Here is a 19,863-nt window from a genome sequence, read left to right as displayed (position 1 = left end):
GCCCGCGCACTCATCGGCGAGGCGGCTCGGTGCCTTTTTCCAGTTCGCGGCAGGCGCGCTGGATCATGTCTTCGGTGATCGGGATCTCGCGGCCCTGGGCGTCGATGATCGAGCCGCCGACCGGCTGCTGTGGGTCCCGGGGCACCGGGCGGGGGGCGGGGGTGTGTTGCAAGCTCATGGCCAGTCTCCTCTACAACGTTTGAATGCAGTCTAGGCAGATCACATGAAGCGTCGGTGACAAAGGCCGCACGGACGGCGGCGGAGAAGCGTCACCCACAGCGGCAGACGACCGTACGCTCGCATGTCACGCAGGTTGCGTGCCAATTGCAAGACCCCGGTTCGCTGCTTGTCGTTATAGTGAAGTTCGGCCCGGCATTGCACCGGTGGTATGACTCGAGGTGAGTATGGATGGCTTTCGCGTAGGCCTGATCATCAATCCGCTGGCCGGTATCGGCGGACCGACCGCGCTCAAGGGCAGCGATGGGGTGGCCGAACTGGCCCTGGCTCGCGGCGCGCAGCCTCGGGCGGCGGAGCGCACGCGGGTGGCGCTGGAGCAGTTGCTGCCGGTGCGCGAGCGCCTGGAGTTCCTCACCTTTCCGGGGCCGATGGGCGCCGATCTGCTGGCGGACATGGGCTTTTCCCATCGGCTGGTCGGCGCGATCGAGGGCGAACGCAGCTCGGCGGCGGATACCCGTCATGCCGTGCAGGCGCTGCAGGACGCCGGCGTCGCGCTGATCCTCTTCGCCGGTGGCGACGGCACCGCGCGCGATGTCGCCGAGGTTGCACGCGAGGGCCAGCCGGTGCTGGGGATTCCCGCCGGGGTGAAGATCCATTCCGGGGCTTATGCCATCAGCCCGCGTGCCGCTGGGGAGCTGGCGCGGCGGCTGGTGGAGGGTGGGCTGGTGCGCCTGACCCAGGGCGAGGTGCGCGACCTCGATGAGGCCGCCCTGCGCGATGGCCGAGTCGCCGCGCGCTGGTACGCCGAACTGACGGTGCCCGAGGAAGGGCACTTCATGCAGCACGTCAAGCAGGCCGGCATGGAGACCGAGGAACTGGTGCTGGCCGACCTCGCCGCCTGGCTGGAGGACAGCTGGGAAGAAGGCGTGCGCTACGTCTTCGGGCCGGGTTCGACCCTGCACGGGCTGGCCGCCGACCTGCGCCTGGAAACCACGCTGCTGGGCGTGGACGTGATCGAGAACGGCGAGGTGATCGCCCGTGACGTCACCGAATCGCAACTGTTCGAGCTGGTGGACGGTCATCCAGCCTTCCTGCTGGTCACCGCCATTGGCGGCCAGGGCCACATCCTCGGTCGCGGCAACCAGCAGATCAGCCCGCGCGTGCTGAGCGCCATCGGCATCGACCGCCTGCGGGTGATCGCCACCAAGCGCAAGCTCGGCACCCTGGAAGGCCGGCCGCTGCTGGTGGACAGCGGCGACGCGGCGCTGGACGCGAGCTTCCCGGCGGCGGTGCGGGTGTGGGCCGGCTACAAGGAAGAGCTGCTCTATCCGCTGGGCTGGGGCCCCGAGGCCTGAGACCGGTTTCGCGCCCATCGCCGACGAGAAGGTGAAGGTTCTCGCCGTTGTTCTAGACTCCAACGCTTTGCGGCTGCGGCCAGGGAGCTGGCGTCGCGCCAGCGGATTCAAGGGAGTATCGATGTCTGTGTCAGTTGAATCGTCATTTCGCGTCCTTGTGCTGGGCGGCTACGGCAACTTTGGCAGCCTGATCGTGCGCCGCCTGAGCGGGATCGACGGGGTTCGCGTGCTGGTCGGCGGGCGCGACCAGAAACGCGCCAGCGCGCTGGCGCGCGAAGTGGGCGGGGAGGCGGTATGCCTGGACATGAACCAGCCGACGCTCGCAGGCCGTCTCCACGAACTCAAGGTCAACCTGGTCATCTCGACTGCCGGCCCCTTCCAGGGCCAGGATTACCGCGTTGCCCGCGCCGCCATCGGGGCGCGGGCGCATTACATCGACCTGGCCGACGCGCGCCACTTCGTCTGCGGCATCCATGAACTCGACCGCGCCGCCCGCAGCGCCGGCGTGCTGGTGTGCAGCGGCGCCAGCTCGGTTCCCGGCCTGGCTGCCGCGGTGATCGACGAACTGCTGCCGCGTTTCCAGCGCCTGGACAGCATCCACCACGGCATCAGCTCTTCGGCGAAGATTCCCGGCCATGCCACGGTCGAGGCGGTGCTGGGCTACTGCGGCAAGCCGCTGCGTCAGTGGCGTCAGGGCCGCTGGCAGAACGTGCATGGCTGGCAGGGGCTGAACTGCCATCGCTTTCCCGCGCCCCTGGGGCGGCGTTGGCTGGCGCACTGCGATGTGCCGGACCTGGAGCTGTTCCCGCAACGCTACCCCGGCGTGCGGGACGTGCGCTTTTCCGCCGGGCTGGGGCTGCGCCTCACCCAGTTCGGCACCTGGGGTCTTTCCTGGCTGGTGCGCGCCGGTCTGGTGAAGAACCCCGCCGGCCTGGGCGCCAGCCTGCACCGCATGGCGGTGGCCATGGAGCCGCTGGGTGACGGGCGCAGCGGCATGTTCGTGCATCTGCAGGGCGTCGATGGCGAGGACCGCCCCCTGGCATTGTGCTGGGAAATACTTGCCCAGGACGACCATGGCCCGAACATTCCCTGCATGGCGGCGGTTGCGCTGGCGCGCAAGCTGGCAGCCGGACGATTGCAGCAGCGCGGGGCGACCCCTTGTATCGGCCTGATCAGCACCGGGGAATACCTGGCTGAACTGGAAGGCCTGAAGATTTCCCACGGCCTGCGTGAGCTCGCCGTTCACTGATGGGGTGAAGTGTTGCCCTGGCAGCAGCGGATCAGCAGCGTTGTTGCCAGACTGACAGCAAACACTGGCCAAACCCCGCCAGACTGCCCTGAAATCGCACATTTCCCTGTTGGTACGGCCCTTGCTCAAGGCCTCTGTACCTAGCGCAACAGTCAACAGGGAAAACCCATGACCAGCCCCATCAAAGTGGTCGCCGTTTCCGGCGGCACCTATCGCCCCTCGCGCACCCTGGTGCTCACCCAGGCCGTGCTGGACGCCCTCGGCGAACGCCTGCCGGTAGAGACCCACCTCATCGAACTGGCCGACATCGCCCGCCCGCTGGGTGCCGCGTTGTCCCGCCAGGAACTCTCTGCCGAGCTGGAAGCCACCCTGCGCGAGATCGAGACCGCCGACCTGCTGATCGTCGCCTCACCGGTCTATCGCGGCTCCTACCCGGGCCTGCTCAAGCATCTGTTCGACCTGGTGGACATGAACGCCCTGGTCGACACCCCCGTGCTGCTCGCTGCCACCGGTGGCAGCGAGCGCCATGCGCTGGTCCTCGACCACCAGTTGCGCCCGCTGTTCAGCTTCTTCCAGTCGATCACGCTGCCCATCGGTGTGTATGCCAGCGAGGCGGACTTCGCCAACTACCAGATCACCAGCGACACCTTGCGCGCCCGCATCCAACTGGCCGCCGAACGCGCCGCGCCGCTGTTCGCCCGCCCGCAACTGCGCAAATCCGCCTGAGGAGTCATCGATGAACGTTTTCTGGTTCCTGCCCACCCACGGTGACGGCCACTTCCTCGGCACCAGCGAGGGCGCCCGCCCCGTGTCGCTGCCTTATTTGAAGCAGATCGCCCAGGCTGCCGACGCCCTCGGCTACTACGGCGTGCTGATTCCCACTGGCCGCTCCTGCGAAGACTCCTGGGTTGTCGCCTCGGCCCTGGCGCCGCTCACCGAACGCCTGCGCTACCTGGTGGCGATCCGTCCCGGCATCATCTCGCCGACCGTCTCCGCGCGCATGGCCGCAACCCTGGATCGCCTGTCCGGCGGCCGCCTGCTGATCAACGTGGTCACCGGCGGCGACCCGGATGAAAACCGTGGCGACGGCATCCACCTCAGCCACGCCGAGCGCTACGAAGTCACCGACGAATTCCTGCGTATCTGGCGCCGCGTGCTGCAGGGCGAGTCGGTGGACTTCGCCGGCAAGCACCTGCAGGTGGAGAACGCCAAGGCACTCTATCCGCCGATCCAGAAACCGTACCCGCCGCTGTACTTCGGCGGCTCTTCCGCCGAGGCCCATGACCTGGCCGCTGAGCAGGTGGATGTCTACCTGACCTGGGGCGAGCCGCCGCAAGCGGTCGCGCAGAAGATTGCCGACGTGCGCGAGAAGGCTGCAAAGCAGGGCCGCACGGTGAAGTTCGGCATCCGTCTGCACGTGATCGTCCGCGAGACGGCCGAGGAAGCCTGGAAGGCCGCCGACAAGCTGATCGCCAACATCTCCGACGAGACCATCGCCAACGCGCAGAAATCCTTCGCCCGCTTCGATTCCGAAGGCCAGCGACGCATGGCCGCGCTGCACGGCGGGCGCCGTGACCAGCTGGAGATCTACCCCAACCTCTGGGCCGGCGTCGGCCTGGTGCGCGGCGGCGCCGGCACCGCGCTGGTGGGCGACCCGCGGCAGGTCGCCGAGCGCATCAAGGAGTACGCGGACCTCGGCATCGACAGCTTCATCTTCTCTGGCTACCCGCACCTGGAAGAGGCATATCGCTTTGCCGAACTGGTCTTCCCGCTGCTGCCCGAGCCCTACGCCAGCCTTGCCGGGCGCGGCGTGACCAACCTCACCGGGCCCTTCGGCGAAATGATCGCCAATGACGTGCTGCCCGAGCGCAAGGCTGGCTGAGCCGGTCAACCGACGCGCCGGCGGTGCCCGGCGCGCCACACAACGAAAGGAAGAGGAAGCGAGCGTGAACGCCAAGACGCGGCTCGACGCACAAACACCCGGGCAGATCGCCCAGCGCCTGGCCGCCGGTTTCGCCGAAACCGCCGCCGAGCGCGACATCCGTGGCGGCACGCCGAAGGCGGAGCGCGATGCGCTGCGCCAGAGCGGCCTGCTGTCGCTGATCATTCCCAGTGAGTACGGCGGCCTGGGCGCCGACTGGAGCACCACGCTGGACATCGTCCGCCAGTTCGCCGTGGTCGACAGCTCCATTGCCCACGTGTTCGGCTTCCAGCACCTGATGCTGGCCACCGTGCGCCTGTTCTCCCGGCCGGAGCAGTGGCAGCCGTGGTTCGAGCTGACCGCACGCAACCAGTGGTTCTGGGGCAACGCGCTGAACCCGCTGGACACCCGCACCGTGTCGCGTACCTTCGCCGGCTGGCGCGAGTTCTCTGGGCGCAAGAGCTTCTGTTCCGGCGCGCTGGATTCGGAAATGCTCATCGCCTCGGCACTGGACGGCGAGGGTGGCAGATTGCTGATCGCCGCCATTCCCACCGCGCGCAGCGGCATCAGCCTCGCCCACGACTGGGACAATATGGGCCAGCGTCAGACCGACAGCGGCAGCGCCACCTTCGAGCGCGTGCGGGTGGAGGAGAGTGAGCTGCTGCTCGACCCGGGGCCGCTGAGCACGCCGTTCGCCTGCCTGCGTCCGCTGATCGCCCAACTGATCTTCACCCACGTCTTCCTCGGCATCGCCGAAGGCGCGTTCGAGGAGGCGCGGCAGTACACGCTCAAGGAAGCCCGCCCGTGGTTCCGCGCAAGCGTTCCCACGGTCGGCGAGGACCCCTACGTACTCGCGCATTACGGCGAATTCTGGGTCGGCCTGGAAAGCACCCGCCTGTTGGTGCGCCGTGCCGCGCAGTTGCTCGACGAAGCCTGGAGCAAGGGCGCCGCGCTGGACGCCGAGGAACGCGGACGCCTGGCCGTGGCCATCGCCACCGCCAAGGTCGCGGCCACCCGCAATGGCCTGGATATCTGCAACCGCCTGTTCGAGGTCACCGGCGCGCGCTCCACCCACGCCGCGCTGCGCATCGACCGCTACTGGCGCAACCTGCGCACCCAGACCCTGCACGACCCGGTGGACTACAAGGTCCGCGAGTTGGGCGACTGGGCGCTGAACCAGCAACTGCCGCAACCGACCTTCTACTCATGAACGCGACCACACCCGAAGGGCTGTTGACCCTGCCCAAATCGCCCGCGCTGGCCACCTCCATCCGCGCCACGGCGCAGGTCTTCGAAGACCCGAAATCCCAGGCGCTGCTGGATCACCTGCAGCAGGTCGCGCCCAGCGAGGCCAGCGTGCTGATCATCGGCGAGACCGGCACCGGCAAGGAGCTGGTGGCGCGGCACATCCACAACCTCAGCGCGCGCCGTGGCGGACCGTTCGTGGCGGTGAACTGCGGAGCATTCTCCGAATCCCTGGTGGAAGCCGAGCTGTTCGGCCACGAGAAGGGCGCCTTCACCGGCGCGCTGGCGGCCAAGGCCGGCTGGTTCGAAGAAGCCGACGGCGGCACCCTGTTCCTCGACGAGATCGGCGACCTGCCGATGCCGATCCAGGTCAAGCTGCTGCGCGTATTGCAGGAGCGCGAGGTGGTGCGCCTGGGCTCGCGCAAGAGCATCCCGATCAACGTACGGGTGCTGGCGGCGACCAACGTGCAACTGGAAAAGGCGATCAACGCCGGGCACTTCCGCGAGGACCTCTACTACCGGCTCAACGTGGTCAGCCTGGAGCTGTCGCCGTTGCGCGAGCGGCCCGGCGACATCCTGCCGCTGACCCGCCACTTCATCGCCGAATACAGCCGGCGCCTGGGCTACGGCCCGAGCCAGCTCAGCGCCGAGGCCGCGCAGAAGCTGCGCAGCTACTCCTGGCCGGGCAATATCCGCGAGCTGGAGAACGTCATCCACCACACGTTGCTGATCTGCCGCGATGGCGTGGTGCGCGCCGAAGACCTGCACCTGTCCAACCTGCGCATCGAACGTGGCGAGGAGCCGCGCCTGGAGTCCCTCGGCGCCGAGCAGATGCTTCAGCAGGCCTTCCAGCGGCTGTTCGAGGAGCAGGGCGGCAACCTGCACGCGCGGGTGGAGGATGCCTTGCTGCGTGCGGCCTATCGCTTCTGCCACTGCAACCAGGTGCATACCGCCAGCCTGCTGGGGCTCAGCCGCAACGTCACCCGCACGCGGCTGATCGACATCGGTGAGCTGGTGGTGAACAAGCGGCGCGGCACGGGCGCAGTCGATCCGGAGCGGGTCGTGCGTCTGTCGATCTGACGTGGTGGCTGCCGGAACCGGTACTGACTGAAGTTGTTCGATAAGCGAACGCATAGGCGGTAATCGAATTGAACCGCCCGGCGACTCTCCGTACTGTTGGCTCCACCCCGCCCGGCCGGGCGGGGCAATAACAACAATGAGCGTCAGCCCGGGCCTTCAGCGCCTGCCTTGTTGCCGGTCCATGCGTCCTCCGGCGGCGCCTCATTCCTGTCCGTTCAAGGCAGTCTCGGCGACATCGGCACTGCTGCGACGAACCCTTCGCAGGAAGACTTCGCATGACCAGCTCCGCTCACGTGCCCGCTGCCGGCACCCTCGACGTCCAGTCCTTCATCAATGCCCAGCCGCTATCCCTCTACCAGTGCCGCATCGTGCTGCTGTGCTTCCTCATCGTTTTCCTCGACGGCCTCGACACCGCCGCCATGGGCTTCATCGCTCCGGCGCTGACCCAGGAGTGGGGGATCGATCGCGCCAGCCTCGGCCCGGTGATGAGCGCCGCGCTGATCGGCATGGTGTTTGGCGCCCTGGGGTCCGGCCCGCTGGCCGACCGCTTCGGACGCAAGGGCGTGCTGGTGGTGGCGGTGTTCCTGTTCGGCCTGTTCAGCCTGTTGTCGGCGTTCAGCGCCAACCTCGACCAGCTCCTGGTGCTGCGCCTGCTCACCGGCATCGGCCTGGGCGCGGCGATGCCCAACGCCACCACGCTGCTCTCCGAGTACACCCCCGAGCGCCTCAAGTCGCTGCTGGTGACCAGCATGTTCTGCGGTTTCAACCTGGGCATGGCTTCAGGCGGTTTCGTCTCCGCCAAGCTGATCCCGGCCTACGGCTGGCACAGCCTGCTGCTGCTCGGCGGCGTGCTGCCGTTGGCACTGGCGGTGGTGCTGCTGGTGTGGCTGCCGGAGTCGGCGCGTTTCCTGGTGGTGCGCAACCGAGGGGCGGAAAGGGTCAAGCGCGTGCTGGCGCCGATCGCGCCGACCGAGGTGGTCGCCGCGCGTGATTTCAGCGTGCCCGAGCAGAAGACGGTGCAGAGCCGCAACGTGTTCAAGGTGGTCTTCTCCGGCACCTACAGCGCGGGAACTCTGCTGCTGTGGCTGACCTACTTCATGGGCCTGGTGATCGTCTACCTGCTCACCAGCTGGCTGCCGACCCTGATGCGTGATGCGGGGGCGAGCATGGAGCAGGCGGCCTTCATCGGCGCGCTGTTCCAGCTCGGCGGAGTGCTCAGTTCGGTGGCGGTGGGCTGGGCCATGGACCGCTTCAATCCGCACAAGGTCATCGGCCTCTTCTACTGCCTGGCCGGTGTGTTCGCCTATTGCGTGGGGCAGAGCCTGGGCACCGTCACGCTACTGGCGACGCTGGTGCTGGCCGCCGGCATGTGCGTGAACGGCGCGCAGTCGGCCATGCCGTCGCTGGCGGCACGTTTCTACCCGACCCAGGGGCGCGCCACCGGGGTGTCCTGGATGCTCGGCATCGGCCGCTTCGGTGCCATCCTTGGCGCCTGGATCGGTGCGACCCTGCTGGGCCTGGGCTGGAACTTCGAACAGGTGCTGACCGCGCTGATCGTCCCGGCCGCCATCGCCACCGCCGCGGTGGTGATCAAAGGCCTGGTCAGCCACGCCGATGCCACCTGATGGGGCGGGGCGGCATGAGTGTGTTGCCATTCATCTCCGCCCCGTCCCAACGCCGCGCCGCTCGCATAGACTGGAGCGACCGCGGCGCAGACCGTGGCCGCTGACAACAACCCTGGTGCCCTTGCATGCAAAGCCTGCTGAGCGAACGTAGCCGAGTATTCGAACGCGCCGACCCCTACGCGGTGTCCGGCTACGTCAACCAGCATGTGGGCACCCATGACCTGCGCCTGCCGGCCCATGGGCATCCGCAGGCCAGCCTCAACCACCGGCGCTTCGCCAACCTCGACCTGTGTCGCATCAGTTACGGCGGCGCGGTGCGCGTCACTTCACCCGCGCTGGAAAGCATCTTCCACCTGCAGATTCTGCTCAGCGGCCACTGCCTGTGGCGCGGCCAGCGCCAGGAGCACTACCTCGCGCCGGGCGAGCTGCTGCTGATCAACCCGGACGATCCGGTCGACCTGACCTACTCGGACGACTGCGAGAAATTCATCCTGAAGATTCCGGTGACGCTGCTCGAAGCCATCTGCGCCGAGCAGCGCTGGAGCCATCCGCGCGCCGGCGTGCGCTTCACCGAGAACCGCTACCAGCTGGGCGAGCTGGAAGGCTTCGTCAACCTGCTGTCGATGGTCTGCCAGGAGTCCGAGGCCAGCGAGCGCCTGGCTCGGGTCGACGAGCACTACCAGCAGATCGTTGCCAGCAAGCTGCTGACGCTGCTCAAGACCAACGTCAGCCGCGAACCCATCGCCGGCGCCAGCGCCTCCTTCGAACGCATAGAGGCCTACATCGAGGGGCACCTGCGCGAGGACATCGACATCGAGGCCCTGGCCCACCAGGCGTCCATGAGCCTGCGATCGCTCTATGCGCTGTTCGAGCGCCAGGCCGGCACTACTCCGCGCCAGTACATCCGCCGCCTGAAGCTGGAGCGCATCCGCGCCTGCCTGGGCGACCCGGCGTGCCCGGTGCGCAGCGTCACCGAGCTGGCGCTGGACTATGGCTTCCTGCACCTGGGGCGCTTCTCCGAGAGCTATCGCCAGCAGTTCGGTGAGCTGCCGTCGGAGACGCTCAAGCGTCGCGTCTGACTCGGAGCCGTAGGAGCGAACTTCGTCCGCGATGCGTTTGGTTCTGGGTGTTTCTGCGCCGCGTCGGTGTGCTCTGAGAGATTTTGTTTCGCCCCCTCGGGCGACCTTCTTTGGCAAACGCCCCAAAGAAGGCAAAGGTCTTGCCCCTGTCATACGGTTTTTCGCTTAGGCGAAAAATGCCCTCGCTCCATCGAAGTTTCAGGGGCCCGCGTCGACGGGCCATCCATGGCTCAACGACGCTCTCGCGGCATCCATGCCGCTCAACCCCTGAAACTCCGACTCCGCTCGGCCTCCTGAAAGGGGCCGTTCGGAGTGCGCGGATGTTTCACTGGAAGTCTTCAGAGCAAAAGCCGGAGATATGGGCTCTTCGTAGGAGCGAGCTTGCTCGCGAACCGCACGGCACGGTATTCCCCGTAGGAGAGACGGGGGCGCCTAGCCCTTGTCCGCGAAATCCATCGCGGCGGAATAGGGCGCTCAAGGTGACTCCCATGGTTTGCGCGTAAACGTCCCTGCCGGCGAATCGCGGATAAGATCCGCTCCTACGAAAGCCCCACGTTCGTCCTGATCGGCCCCTGCCGTTCTTCCGATTCCCCGCCTGGCCTTCGCCGATGAACTCTACTGAAAAGAGGCGTGTGCATTTTGCGCCGCCCCAGGGGAGGCCATGTCCATGAGTTCCAACCCGTTCATTCTCGACCCGGGCGAACGGAGCCCGGCCCTCAACGTCGTCGGTATCCGCATCAACGTCCTGGTGTCCGATACCGATTCGGCGGCGCAACGGATCACCTATCAGGCGGGCGGCGAAGGAGCCGGTCCGCCGCTGCATACCCACGATTGGGACGAGTCCTTCTACGTGCTGCAGGGCGAGGTGGTCTTCACCGTTGCCGGGCGCACTGCCGCCTGCCACGCCGGCACCCTGATCCATATCCCCGCGGGTACCCTCCACGGCTTCAACTTCGGCTCCGGCGGTGGCGAGATGCTCGAAGTCACCGGCGCCGGCAGCCAGGCCATCGAGATGTTCCGCGCCCTGGATCGCGAGGTGCCGCCCGGCCCGGTGGATGTTCCGAAGACGGTGCAGGTCGCCGGTGAATACGGCGTCGTCTTCCACCTCTGAGCACCTTCCTGGCGGCTCCTCGGGGCCGCCAGCTCTCCTGCATGCAGAAACTGGATAGCACTCTGCACAAAGCGGATATTGCCCCCGCCAACCCAGCCCTAACCTGAGCCTGCCTGAACAATAACAACGGAGGCCCCGGCCATGTCCCTGGGTATCGACTACTTGCGTTCGCTGCTCGAAGAAGACCCCGAGAAGGGCGTCTACCGCTGCCGGCGGGAGATGTTCACCGACCCGCGCCTGTTCGACCTGGAGATGAAGCACATCTTCGAAGGCAACTGGGTCTACCTCGCCCATGAAAGCCAGATCCCCGAGAAGAACGACTTCCTGACGACCATGATCGGCCGCCAGTCGATCTTCATCGCGCGCAACAAGGACGGCGTGCTCAACGCCTTCCTCAACGCCTGCAGCCACAAGGGTGCCATGCTCTGCCGGCACAAGTCCGGCAACCGCTCCAGCTACACCTGCCCGTTCCATGGCTGGACCTTCAACAACTCCGGCAAGCTGCTCAAGGTCAAGGACCCGGCCGAGGCCGGCTACCCGGAAGGCTTCAACTGTGAAGGCTCCCACGACCTGACCAAGGTGGCGCGCTTCGAGTCCTACCGCGGCTTTCTCTTCGGCAGCCTGAAGGCCGACGTCAAGCCGCTGGTGGAGCATCTGGGCGAGTCGGCGAAGATCATCGACATGATCGTCGACCAGTCCCCCGAAGGCCTGGAAGTGCTGCGCGGTTCCTCCAGCTACATCTACGAAGGCAACTGGAAGCTCACCGCCGAGAACGGTGCCGACGGCTACCACGTCAGCTCCGTGCACTGGAACTATGCCGCCACCCAGAACCAGCGCCAGCAGCGCGAGGCGGGCGAGGAAGTGAAGACCATGAGCGCCGGCGGCTGGGCCAAGCAGGGTGGCGGTTTCTACTCCTTCGACCACGGCCACCTGCTGCTCTGGACCCGCTGGGCCAACCCCGAGGCGCGCCCGGCGTTCGAGCGCCGCGACGAGCTGGCCCGCGACCACGGCCAGGCCCGCGCTGACTGGATGATCGGCAATTCGCGCAACCTCTGCCTGTACCCCAACGTCTACCTGATGGACCAGTTCAGCTCGCAGATCCGCATCGCGCGGCCCATCGACGTCAACCGCACCGAGATCACCATCTACTGCATCGCGCCCAAGGGCGAGAGCGACGAGGCGCGCGCCCAGCGTATCCGCCAGTACGAGGACTTCTTCAACGTCAGCGGCATGGCCACGCCGGACGACCTGGAGGAATTCCGCTCCTGCCAGCAGGCCTACCAGGGCAGTGCCGGCGGCTGGAACGACATGTCGCGCGGGGCGAAACATTGGGTGCAGGGCGCCGACGATGCGGCACGGGAAATCGACCTGGCGCCGGCGCTCTCCGGCGTGCGCACCGAGGACGAAGGCCTGTTCGTGCTGCAGCACCAGTATTGGCAGCAGACCATGATCGACGCGCTGGCCGCCGAGCAGGCCAACCGCATCGCGCTGAAAGAGGAGGGCGTGTGATGAGCCGCTACGAGACCGTCCGCGACTTTCTCTATCGCGAAGCCCGTTACCTGGATGACAAGGACTGGGACGCCTGGCTGGAACTGTACGCCGCCGACGCCACTTTCTGGATGCCCTCCTGGGACGACCGCGACCAGCTCACCGAAGACCCGCAGCGGGAGATCTCGCTGATCTGGTACGGCAGCCGGGGCGGCCTGGAAGACCGCGTGTTCCGCATCAAGACCGAGCGCTCCAGCGCGACTCTCCCGGACACCCGCACCTCGCACAACCTGAGCAACATCGAGGTGCTGGGCGAGGAAAACGGCCTGTGCCAGGTGCGCTTCAACTGGCACACCCTGAGCTTCCGCTACAAGACGGTCGACAGCTACTTCGGCACCAGCTTCTACACCCTCGACGTGCGTGGCGAGCAGCCATTGGTGAAGGCGAAGAAGGTCGTGTTGAAGAACGACTACGTACGGCAAGTCATCGACATCTATCACATCTGATCAAGCCGGCAGGGCAGTGCGTCGCGCGCGTGGATTCGCCGCGCGCGACGCTGCCTGCGCGGCGCCGAGGTGCACGCCATGAACCACAAGATCGCCCTTAACTTCGAAGACGGCGTTACCCGCTTCATCGACGCCAGTCCCAGCGAAACCGTGGCCGATGCGGCCTACCGCCAGGGCATCAATATCCCGCTGGATTGCCGCGACGGCGCCTGCGGCACCTGCAAGTGCTTCGCCGAAGCCGGTCGCTACGATCTGGGCCAGGACTACATCGAGGACGCGCTGACCGAGGATGAAGCCGCGCAGGGCTACGTACTCACCTGCCAGATGCGCGCGCAGAGCGACTGCGTGGTGCGCGTGCCGGCTTCCTCGCAGGTCTGCAAGACCGCCCAGGGCAGTTTCGAGGCCAGCATCAGCGCGGTGCGCCAGCTGTCCGAGAGCACCATTTCGCTGTCGATCAAGGGCGAAGCCCTGAGCAAGCTGGCCTTCCTGCCCGGGCAGTACGTCAATCTGCAGGTGCCCGGCAGCGAACAGACCCGCGCCTATTCCTTCAGCTCGCTGCAGAAGGACGGCGAAGTCAGCTTCCTGATCCGCAACGTGCCGGGCGGGCGGATGAGCAGCTTCCTCACTGGCCTGGCCAAGGCCGGCGACGCCATGACCCTGGCCGGCCCGCTGGGCAGCTTCTACCTGCGCGAGATCAAGCGCCCGCTGTTGCTGCTGGCCGGCGGTACGGGGCTGGCGCCTTTCACCGCGATGCTCGAACAGATCGCCGAACGTGGCAGCGAGCATCCGCTGCACCTGATCTACGGCGTCACTCACGATTTCGACCTGGTGGAAATGGATCGCCTGGAAGCCTTCGCCGCGCGCATCCCCAACTTCACCTGGAGCGCCTGCGTGGCCAGCCCGGAGAGCAGCTACCCGCGCAAGGGCTATGTCACCCAGCACATCGAGCCCGCGCACCTGAACGACGGCGAGGTGGACCTCTACCTCTGCGGCCCGCCGCCGATGGTCGAGGCGGTGAGCCAGTACATCCGCGAGCAGGGCATCACGCCGGCGAATTTCTATTACGAGAAGTTTGCGGCCAGCGCCGCTTGAGCCCGGAACGCGCCTGCATACCCGGTGGGTATGCAGGCATGCCGACAAAGTATTTTTCCTACACGCCACCGCGCCCTAGCCTCCGGGTTGGGCCCTGACCGGGCCTGAATAACAACAATCAGCGAGGCATCGCCCTCGCAGCGGAGACCCCATGAGCCAGACGTGCAACATACCCGACGTGATAGATCACGCCGCTTTGAGTTCCTTCCAGTGGCGGGTGTTTGTCCTGTGTTTCCTGGTCGCCATCTTCGATGGCTTCGATACCCAGGCCATTGCCTATACCGGCCCGGCGATCATCGAGACCCTGAAGCTGTCCACCGGCGGCCTGGCGCCGATCCTCAGTGCCGGAATCGTCGGCATGGCCCTGGGCGCCATGGCGCTGGGTCTGTTCGGCGACCGCTTCGGCCGTCGTCCCAGCGTCATGGGCGCGGTGGCGCTGTTCGCCCTCGCCACGCTGGCCACAGCCTTCGCCACCAGTGCCGAGCAGATCCTCGTGCTGCGCTTCCTTGCCGGCCTCGGCATGGGCGGCGCCACGCCCGTGCTGCTGGCGCTGGCTTCCGAGTACGGCCCAGCGCGCCTGCGCGGCGCCATCGTCACCGGCATCCTACTGGGCCTACCGGCCGGCGCCATGCTTGGCGGGCTGCTCGCCGCCCAGGTCATGCCGCTGATCGGCTGGCAGGGCATCTTCCTCGCCGGCGGGCTGCTGCCGTTGGCGCTGCTGGCAGGGCTGTACTTTGCGCTGCCGGAATCGCTGCAGTTCCTCGCCACCCGCTCGGGCGAGACGGCGCAGGTACGCCGTATTCTCGCGCGCATCAGTTCGCGGCCGCTCGCCGAAGACGTGCGCTTCAGCGTACCGGAAGCCGCCACCCGCACCAGCGTACGTGCCCTGTTCGGGCCGGGGCTGGCACGCAACACCCTCGCCGTGTGGCTGACCTACCTGTTCAATTGGGTGGCCTGGTTCATGTTCCTCTCCTGGCTGCCCACCGTGCTGAAGACTGCCGGCCTGCCGGTGCAACAGGCGCCGCTGGGCACCGTCACGGTCAACGCGGTGTTCATCCTCTGCGCCATCCCGCTGTCGATCCTGCTGCCGCGCCTGAATACCCGCAACGTGCTGCTCGGCCTGTTCGCCCTCGGCGTGCTGGTCAGCCTCGGCCTGTCCTTGAGCGGTGACAACTGGGCGCTGGTGTTCCTGCTGGCGGGCGCCGCGGGCCTGGGCATCGGCGGGCAGCAGATCGCCCTCAACTACCTGGTGGTTTCCGCGTACCCGACCAGCCTGCGCGCCACTGCCACCGGCTGGGCCATCGGCCTGGGCCGCGTGGGCGCCATCATCGGTTCGGCCCTGGGCGGAACCTTCCTCGAATGGGGCGGCGTCGCCGGCTTCTATCTGGCATTGGCCGTCCCCCTGCTGCTGGCGCTGGTCGCCGTGGCCCTCATACGCGGCAGCGAGAAGCCTTCGGGCGGCCTCGTGGCTGCGCATTGAAAGGAGAACATCATGTCCCGTTTCGACAACAAGATCGCCCTCGTCACCGGCGCCGCCCAGGGTATCGGCCGGCGCGTCGCCGAGCGGCTGGTGGAAGAGGGCGCCAAGGTCATCGCCGTGGACCGCTCCGAGATCGTCCATGAACTGCAGGACACCCTCGGCCAGCACGGCGAAGTCCTTACCCTGACCGCCGACCTGGAGCGCTTCGCCGACTGCCAGGGCGTGGTCGGGCAGGCGCTCGCGCGCTTCGGCCGCCTCGACATCCTCATCAACAACGTCGGCGGCACCATCTGGGCCAAACCCTTCGAGCACTATGCCGAAGAGGAAATCGAAGCCGAGGTGCGCCGCTCGCTGTTCCCCACGCTCTGGTGCTGCCGCGCGGCGCTGGTGCCGATGCTGGAGCAGGGCGCCGGTGCCATTGTCAACGTCTCCTCCATCGCCACCCGCGGGGTGAACCGCGTGCCCTATGGCGCGGCGAAAGGCGGGGTGAACGCGCTGACCGCCTGCCTGGCCTTCGAGACCGCTGAGCGCGGCGTACGGGTGAACGCCACCGCACCCGGCGGCACTGAGGCGCCGCCCCGGCGCATTCCGCGCAATACCGCGCAACAGAGTGAGCAGGAGAAGGAGTGGTACCAGCAGATCGTCGACCAGACCGTCAGCAGCAGCCTGATGAAGCGCTACGGGACCATCGACGAACAGGTCGGCGCGATCCTCTTCCTTGCCTCCGACGAAGCCAGCTACATCACCGGCGTGACCCTGCCGGTGGGTGGCGGCGACCTGGGCTGAGGCGCCGCCATGAACCGCTCAGGGCAGGCTCGCGCCGATCAGCTGCAGGCAGCGTTGCAGCGGCGCGCTGACGTCGCCGCGGCGCTGGCTGAGGATGATCGGCGAGACCGCCTCGGCGTCGGTCAGTGTGGCGTAGCCGATGTCGGCGCGGTGCTGTTGCTGCACCGAGGCCGGTACCAGCGCCACGCCCAGGCCGGCGGCGACCAGGCCGATGGCGGTCTGCAATTCGTTGGTCCACTGGCTGACGCGCACGCTCAGGCCGTGGTTGGCGAACAGCGCCAGCACGTGGTCGGCGTAGCTCGGGCGCGGGTTGGCGGGGTAGAGCACGAAATCCTCGCCGGCCAACTGCTCCAGGCTCAGCGGCGCACCGAGCAGACGGTGTCCGGCAGGCAGCACCACGACCATCGGTTCCTCGCGCAGGACCTGCTGGGTGATGGCCGCATCGTCGATGCGGATGCGCCCGAAGCCGATGTCGATGCGCCCGCTTTTCAGCGCCTCGACCTGTTGCACCGTGGTCATTTCCTGCAGGCCCAGCTCCAGCCCGGCGTCGCCGCGCAGCTCGCGGATCAGCTCAGGCAGGCCGTCGTACAGCGTCGAGGGCGCGAAGCCGATGCCGAACCACTGGCGCTCGCCTCGGCCGATGCGCCGGGTGCTCTCGCAGATGCTCTCCAGCTGTGCCAGCAGGGTGCCGGTCTGCTCGTGGAAGTAGCGTCCGGCGTCGGTCAAGCGCAGCGGGCGACCGCGTTCCAGCAAAGGCACGCCGAGCAGTTCTTCCAGCTGCTGGATCTGCCGGCTCAGCGGCGGCTGGGCGATGTGCAGGCGCTCGGCGGCGCGGGTGAAGTTGAGGGTGCCGGCCACTTCACGGAAGTAGCGCAGGTGTCTCAGCTCCATGATACCTCCAGGGTATGCAACAAGATGGCAACGATATTGGACTGGCCGCACGGCCCAGCGCAATCCTTCTTCAACCGTGAATAGACCTTCCGGGTATCGCCAGTGCGCTGCCCGATTCATCCAGCAATCCCAGAACGGAACGCCGTCCATGAGTAGCCCCGTCATCGAACGCATCGAGTCGATCATCGTCGACCTGCCGACCATCCGCCCGCACAAGCTGGCCATGCACACCATGCAGCAGCAGACGCTGGTGATCCTCCGCCTGCGCTGCTCCGACGGCGTCGAAGGCATCGGCGAAGCCACCACCATCGGCGGCCTGGCCTACGGCAACGAGAGCCCGGAAAGCATCAAGGCCAACCTCGACGCGCACTTCGCGCCGCTGCTCAAGGGCCAGGATGCCAGCAACATCAACGCCTGCATGCAGCGCCTGGACAAGGCGATCAAGGGCAACACCTTCGCCCGCTCGGCGGTGGAAACTGCGCTGCTCGACGCCCAGGGCAAGCGCCTGGGCCTGCCGGTCAGCGAGCTGCTTGGCGGCCGCGTGCGCGACAGCCTGGAAGTGGCCTGGACCCTGGCCTCCGGCGACACCGCCCGCGACATCGCCGAAGCCGAGCAGATGCTGGACATTCGCCGTCACCGCATCTTCAAGCTGAAGATCGGCGCCAACCCGCTGGATCAGGACCTCAAGCACGTGGTGGCGATCAAGAAGGCCCTGGGCGAGCGCGCCAGCGTGCGCGTGGACGTCAACCAGGGCTGGGACGAATCCCAGGCCATTCGTGGCTGCCAGGTGCTGGGCGAGAACGGCATCGACCTGATCGAACAGCCCATCTCGCGCATCAACCGCAGCGGCCAGGTGCGCCTGAACCAGCGCAGTCCGGCGCCGGTCATGGCCGACGAATCCATCGAGAGCGTAGCCGATGCCTTCAGCCTCGCCGCCGACGGCGCTGCCAGCATCTTCGCCCTGAAGATCGCCAAGAACGGCGGCCCGCGCGCCGTGCTGCGCACTGCGCAGATCGCCGAGGCGGCCGGCATCGCGCTTTACGGCGGCACCATGCTCGAGGGCGCGGTCGGCACCCTGGCCTCGGCCCATGCCTTCCTCACCCTGGAAAAACTCACCTGGGCCACGGAGCTGTTCGGGCCGCTGCTGCTCACCGAAGAAATCGTCACCGAGCCGCCGGTTTACCGCGACTTCCAGCTGCACGTGCCGCGCACACCCGGCCTGGGCCTGACGCTCGACGAGGAGCGCCTGAAGCATTTCGCCCGCCACTAACGGAGGAAAATCCCAATGCTGTTCCACGTGAAGATGACCGTGAAATTGCCCGTCGACATGGACCCGGCCAAGGCCGCCCAGCTCAAGGCCGACGAGAAGGAACTGGCCCAGCGCCTGCAGCGCGAGGGCAAGTGGCGCCACCTGTGGCGCATCGCCGGGCACTACGCCAACTACAGCGTGTTCGACCTCGCCAGCGTCGAGGAGCTGCACGACACCCTGATGCAGCTGCCGCTGTTCCCCTACATGGACATCGAGGTCGACGGGCTCTGCCGCCATCCGTCCTCGATCCACGCTGACGACCGCTGATTTTCGATCCGTACGACTCGACAAGAACAAGACTTGAGGACCGCATCATGACCGTGAAGATTTCCCACACTGCCGACATCCAGAAGTTCTTCGAAGAAGCCAGCGGCGCCCTGAACGATCAGGGCAACCCGCGCGTGAAGAACCTCGTCCTGCGCATCCTGCAGGACACCGCCAGGCTCATCGAAGACATGAATGTCACCCCCGACGAGTTCTGGAAAGCCGTGGATTACCTCAACCGCCTCGGCGCCCGCCAGGAAGCCGGCCTGGTCGTTGCCGGCCTGGGTATCGAGCACTACCTCGACCTGCTGCTGGACGCCCAGGATGCCGCCGCCGGCATCGGCGGCGGCACCCCGCGTACCATCGAAGGCCCGCTGTACGTGGCCGGCGCACCGTTGTCCGAAGGCGAAGCGCGCATGGACGACGGCCAGGACGCCGGCACCGTGATGTTCCTCTCCGGCCGCGTGTTCGATCCGCAAGGCAAACCGCTGGCGGGTGCGGTGGTCGACCTCTGGCACGCCAACACCCAGGGTACCTACTCGTACTTCGACAGCACCCAATCCGAGTACAACCTGCGCCGCCGCATCGTCACCGACGCCGAAGGCCGCTACAAGGCGCGCAGCATCGTGCCTAGCGGCTACGGCTGCCCGCCGGACGGTCCGACCCAGGAACTGCTGAACCAGCTCGGTCGTCACGGCCAGCGTCCGGCGCACATCCACTTCTTCATCTCCGCGCCGGGGCATCGCCACCTGACCACGCAGATCAACCTTGCCGGCGACCAGTACCTGTGGGACGACTTCGCCTACGCCACCCGTGACGGGCTGATCGGCGAGGTACGTTTCGTCGAGGACGCGGCCGCCGCCAAGGAACGCGGTGTGGAAGGGCACTTTGCCGAGATCGAGTTCGACTTCCAGCTGCAGCAGGCCGTTTCCGCCGACGCCGAAGACCGCAGCAACCGTCCCCGCGCGCTGCAGGAAGCGTGAGTCCCGCGCGGTGCTGACCCTGTAACGAGCTTGCTCGCGAACCAAGCTATACGGCCGCTCCGGTGCTGGGCGGGTTCGCGAGCAAGCTCGCTCCTACAACAGATCCGCCCGCCGATAGCGCCACGCCCACCCGGAACACCCGTAGGAGCGGACTCCGTCCGCGATGCTCTTGTGCTCGGGGCTATCGCGGACGGAGTCCGCTCCTACGTTTTGGGGTTGCCA

Annotated in this window: 19 protein-coding genes; 17 read left to right on the top strand and 2 right to left on the bottom strand. The window is 67.0% G+C overall.

Translation table 11 applies throughout. The features are described 5' to 3' along the window. Positions 1 to 10: 10 nt before the first annotated feature. A complete protein-coding gene (locus tag SD196_RS16230) occupies positions 11 to 178 on the bottom strand; it encodes a PA1571 family protein (protein WP_275611464.1) in 168 nt (55 codons plus the stop codon). Between the two features lie 226 nt (positions 179 to 404). Between SD196_RS16230 and SD196_RS16225 the strand changes: the two genes are divergently transcribed. The 14 genes from SD196_RS16225 (at position 405) to SD196_RS16160 (ending at position 16,194) form a co-directional block, all read left to right on the top strand. Beyond that, positions 405 to 1,532 (top strand): ATP-NAD kinase family protein, encoded by a 1,128-nt coding sequence (locus SD196_RS16225; protein WP_416310429.1) that lies wholly within the window; start codon positions 405 to 407, stop codon positions 1,530 to 1,532. Between the two features lie 121 nt (positions 1,533 to 1,653). Continuing rightward, positions 1,654 to 2,781 (top strand): saccharopine dehydrogenase family protein, encoded by a 1,128-nt coding sequence (locus SD196_RS16220; RefSeq protein ID WP_275611466.1) that lies wholly within the window; start codon positions 1,654 to 1,656, stop codon positions 2,779 to 2,781. A gap of 168 nt (positions 2,782 to 2,949) precedes the next feature. Further along, complete coding sequence (msuE, locus tag SD196_RS16215) at positions 2,950 to 3,507, top strand: FMN reductase (protein ID WP_370599537.1); 558 nt, start codon at positions 2,950 to 2,952, stop codon at positions 3,505 to 3,507. Positions 3,508 to 3,517: 10 nt separating this feature from the next. Then, entirely contained in the window at positions 3,518 to 4,663 is a 1,146-nt protein-coding gene (gene ssuD / locus SD196_RS16210; protein WP_275611468.1) for an FMNH2-dependent alkanesulfonate monooxygenase, read from the top strand. A 64-nt stretch (positions 4,664 to 4,727) separates the two neighbouring features. Then, complete coding sequence (locus SD196_RS16205; RefSeq protein WP_416310428.1) at positions 4,728 to 5,912, top strand: acyl-CoA dehydrogenase family protein; 1,185 nt, start codon at positions 4,728 to 4,730, stop codon at positions 5,910 to 5,912. Continuing rightward, positions 5,909 to 7,027 carry a sigma-54 interaction domain-containing protein gene (locus SD196_RS16200; protein ID WP_275611470.1) on the top strand — a complete coding sequence of 373 codons (1,119 nt, stop codon included), beginning with the start codon at positions 5,909 to 5,911 and terminating at the stop codon, positions 7,025 to 7,027. The genes SD196_RS16205 and SD196_RS16200 overlap by 4 nt, the downstream gene beginning before the upstream one ends. Positions 7,028 to 7,302: 275 nt before the next feature. Beyond that, on the top strand, positions 7,303 to 8,652 hold the full coding sequence (locus tag SD196_RS16195; RefSeq protein WP_331319784.1) for an MFS transporter: 1,350 nt from the start codon (positions 7,303 to 7,305) through the stop codon (positions 8,650 to 8,652). 125 nt (positions 8,653 to 8,777) lie between these two features. Then, complete coding sequence (locus SD196_RS16190) at positions 8,778 to 9,731, top strand: AraC family transcriptional regulator (protein ID WP_275611472.1); 954 nt, start codon at positions 8,778 to 8,780, stop codon at positions 9,729 to 9,731. Between the two features lie 667 nt (positions 9,732 to 10,398). Next, positions 10,399 to 10,842, top strand: coding sequence for a cupin domain-containing protein (locus tag SD196_RS16185; RefSeq protein WP_275611473.1), 444 nt, complete (start codon positions 10,399 to 10,401; stop codon positions 10,840 to 10,842). 141 nt (positions 10,843 to 10,983) lie between these two features. Next, positions 10,984 to 12,351 carry a benzoate 1,2-dioxygenase large subunit gene (benA, locus tag SD196_RS16180; protein WP_416310427.1) on the top strand — a complete coding sequence of 456 codons (1,368 nt, stop codon included), beginning with the start codon at positions 10,984 to 10,986 and terminating at the stop codon, positions 12,349 to 12,351. After that, on the top strand, positions 12,351 to 12,836 hold the full coding sequence (gene benB / locus SD196_RS16175; RefSeq protein WP_416310426.1) for a benzoate 1,2-dioxygenase small subunit: 486 nt from the start codon (positions 12,351 to 12,353) through the stop codon (positions 12,834 to 12,836). The genes benA and benB overlap by 1 nt, the downstream gene beginning before the upstream one ends. Before the next feature lie 78 nt (positions 12,837 to 12,914). Further along, positions 12,915 to 13,928, top strand: a complete 1,014-nt coding sequence (benC, locus tag SD196_RS16170; RefSeq protein ID WP_416310425.1) for a benzoate 1,2-dioxygenase electron transfer component BenC — start codon at positions 12,915 to 12,917, stop codon at positions 13,926 to 13,928. A gap of 151 nt (positions 13,929 to 14,079) precedes the next feature. Continuing rightward, complete coding sequence (locus SD196_RS16165) at positions 14,080 to 15,408, top strand: MFS transporter (RefSeq protein ID WP_416310424.1); 1,329 nt, start codon at positions 14,080 to 14,082, stop codon at positions 15,406 to 15,408. Positions 15,409 to 15,420: 12 nt separating this feature from the next. Beyond that, positions 15,421 to 16,194 (top strand): 1,6-dihydroxycyclohexa-2,4-diene-1-carboxylate dehydrogenase, encoded by a 774-nt coding sequence (locus SD196_RS16160; RefSeq protein WP_416310423.1) that lies wholly within the window; start codon positions 15,421 to 15,423, stop codon positions 16,192 to 16,194. An 18-nt stretch (positions 16,195 to 16,212) separates the two neighbouring features. On the opposite strand, the gene SD196_RS16155 is transcribed toward SD196_RS16160, so the two are convergent. After that, positions 16,213 to 17,085 (bottom strand): LysR family transcriptional regulator, encoded by an 873-nt coding sequence (locus SD196_RS16155; RefSeq protein WP_331319778.1) that lies wholly within the window; start codon positions 17,083 to 17,085, stop codon positions 16,213 to 16,215. Positions 17,086 to 17,233: 148 nt separating this feature from the next. Here SD196_RS16155 and SD196_RS16150 point away from each other — a divergent pair, with 148 nt between their 5' ends. Genes SD196_RS16150 through catA form a run of 3 tightly spaced genes read left to right on the top strand, consistent with a single transcriptional unit; the run spans position 17,234 to position 19,641 of the window. Further along, entirely contained in the window at positions 17,234 to 18,355 is a 1,122-nt protein-coding gene (locus SD196_RS16150; RefSeq protein WP_331319777.1) for a muconate cycloisomerase family protein, read from the top strand. A gap of 15 nt (positions 18,356 to 18,370) precedes the next feature. Beyond that, positions 18,371 to 18,661, top strand: a complete 291-nt coding sequence (gene catC, locus SD196_RS16145) for a muconolactone Delta-isomerase (protein WP_015477003.1) — start codon at positions 18,371 to 18,373, stop codon at positions 18,659 to 18,661. A gap of 47 nt (positions 18,662 to 18,708) precedes the next feature. Continuing rightward, entirely contained in the window at positions 18,709 to 19,641 is a 933-nt protein-coding gene (catA, locus tag SD196_RS16140) for a catechol 1,2-dioxygenase (RefSeq protein ID WP_416310422.1), read from the top strand. Positions 19,642 to 19,863 lie beyond the last annotated feature (222 nt).

Origin of the sequence: Pseudomonas macauensis (assembly GCF_047902425.1) — a bacterium.
In the GTDB taxonomy this organism is placed as follows: domain Bacteria; phylum Pseudomonadota; class Gammaproteobacteria; order Pseudomonadales; family Pseudomonadaceae; genus Pseudomonas.
The sequence above is the reverse complement of the archived record's forward strand: the minus strand, read 5'-3'. Positions and strand labels throughout refer to the sequence as shown.

Coding starts and splice junctions, on each gene's coding strand:
- SD196_RS16230 (WP_275611464.1), bottom strand. CDS start 178: ATGAGCTTGCAACACACCCCCGCCCCCCGCCCGGTGCCCCGGGACCCA.
- SD196_RS16225 (WP_416310429.1), top strand. CDS start 405: ATGGATGGCTTTCGCGTAGGCCTGATCATCAATCCGCTGGCCGGTATC.
- SD196_RS16220 (WP_275611466.1), top strand. CDS start 1,654: ATGTCTGTGTCAGTTGAATCGTCATTTCGCGTCCTTGTGCTGGGCGGC.
- msuE (WP_370599537.1), top strand. CDS start 2,950: ATGACCAGCCCCATCAAAGTGGTCGCCGTTTCCGGCGGCACCTATCGC.
- ssuD (WP_275611468.1), top strand. CDS start 3,518: ATGAACGTTTTCTGGTTCCTGCCCACCCACGGTGACGGCCACTTCCTC.
- SD196_RS16200 (WP_275611470.1), top strand. CDS start 5,909: ATGAACGCGACCACACCCGAAGGGCTGTTGACCCTGCCCAAATCGCCC.
- SD196_RS16195 (WP_331319784.1), top strand. CDS start 7,303: ATGACCAGCTCCGCTCACGTGCCCGCTGCCGGCACCCTCGACGTCCAG.
- SD196_RS16190 (WP_275611472.1), top strand. CDS start 8,778: ATGCAAAGCCTGCTGAGCGAACGTAGCCGAGTATTCGAACGCGCCGAC.
- SD196_RS16185 (WP_275611473.1), top strand. CDS start 10,399: ATGAGTTCCAACCCGTTCATTCTCGACCCGGGCGAACGGAGCCCGGCC.
- benA (WP_416310427.1), top strand. CDS start 10,984: ATGTCCCTGGGTATCGACTACTTGCGTTCGCTGCTCGAAGAAGACCCC.
- benB (WP_416310426.1), top strand. CDS start 12,351: ATGAGCCGCTACGAGACCGTCCGCGACTTTCTCTATCGCGAAGCCCGT.
- benC (WP_416310425.1), top strand. CDS start 12,915: ATGAACCACAAGATCGCCCTTAACTTCGAAGACGGCGTTACCCGCTTC.
- SD196_RS16165 (WP_416310424.1), top strand. CDS start 14,080: ATGAGCCAGACGTGCAACATACCCGACGTGATAGATCACGCCGCTTTG.
- SD196_RS16160 (WP_416310423.1), top strand. CDS start 15,421: ATGTCCCGTTTCGACAACAAGATCGCCCTCGTCACCGGCGCCGCCCAG.
- SD196_RS16155 (WP_331319778.1), bottom strand. CDS start 17,085: ATGGAGCTGAGACACCTGCGCTACTTCCGTGAAGTGGCCGGCACCCTC.
- SD196_RS16150 (WP_331319777.1), top strand. CDS start 17,234: ATGAGTAGCCCCGTCATCGAACGCATCGAGTCGATCATCGTCGACCTG.
- catC (WP_015477003.1), top strand. CDS start 18,371: ATGCTGTTCCACGTGAAGATGACCGTGAAATTGCCCGTCGACATGGAC.
- catA (WP_416310422.1), top strand. CDS start 18,709: ATGACCGTGAAGATTTCCCACACTGCCGACATCCAGAAGTTCTTCGAA.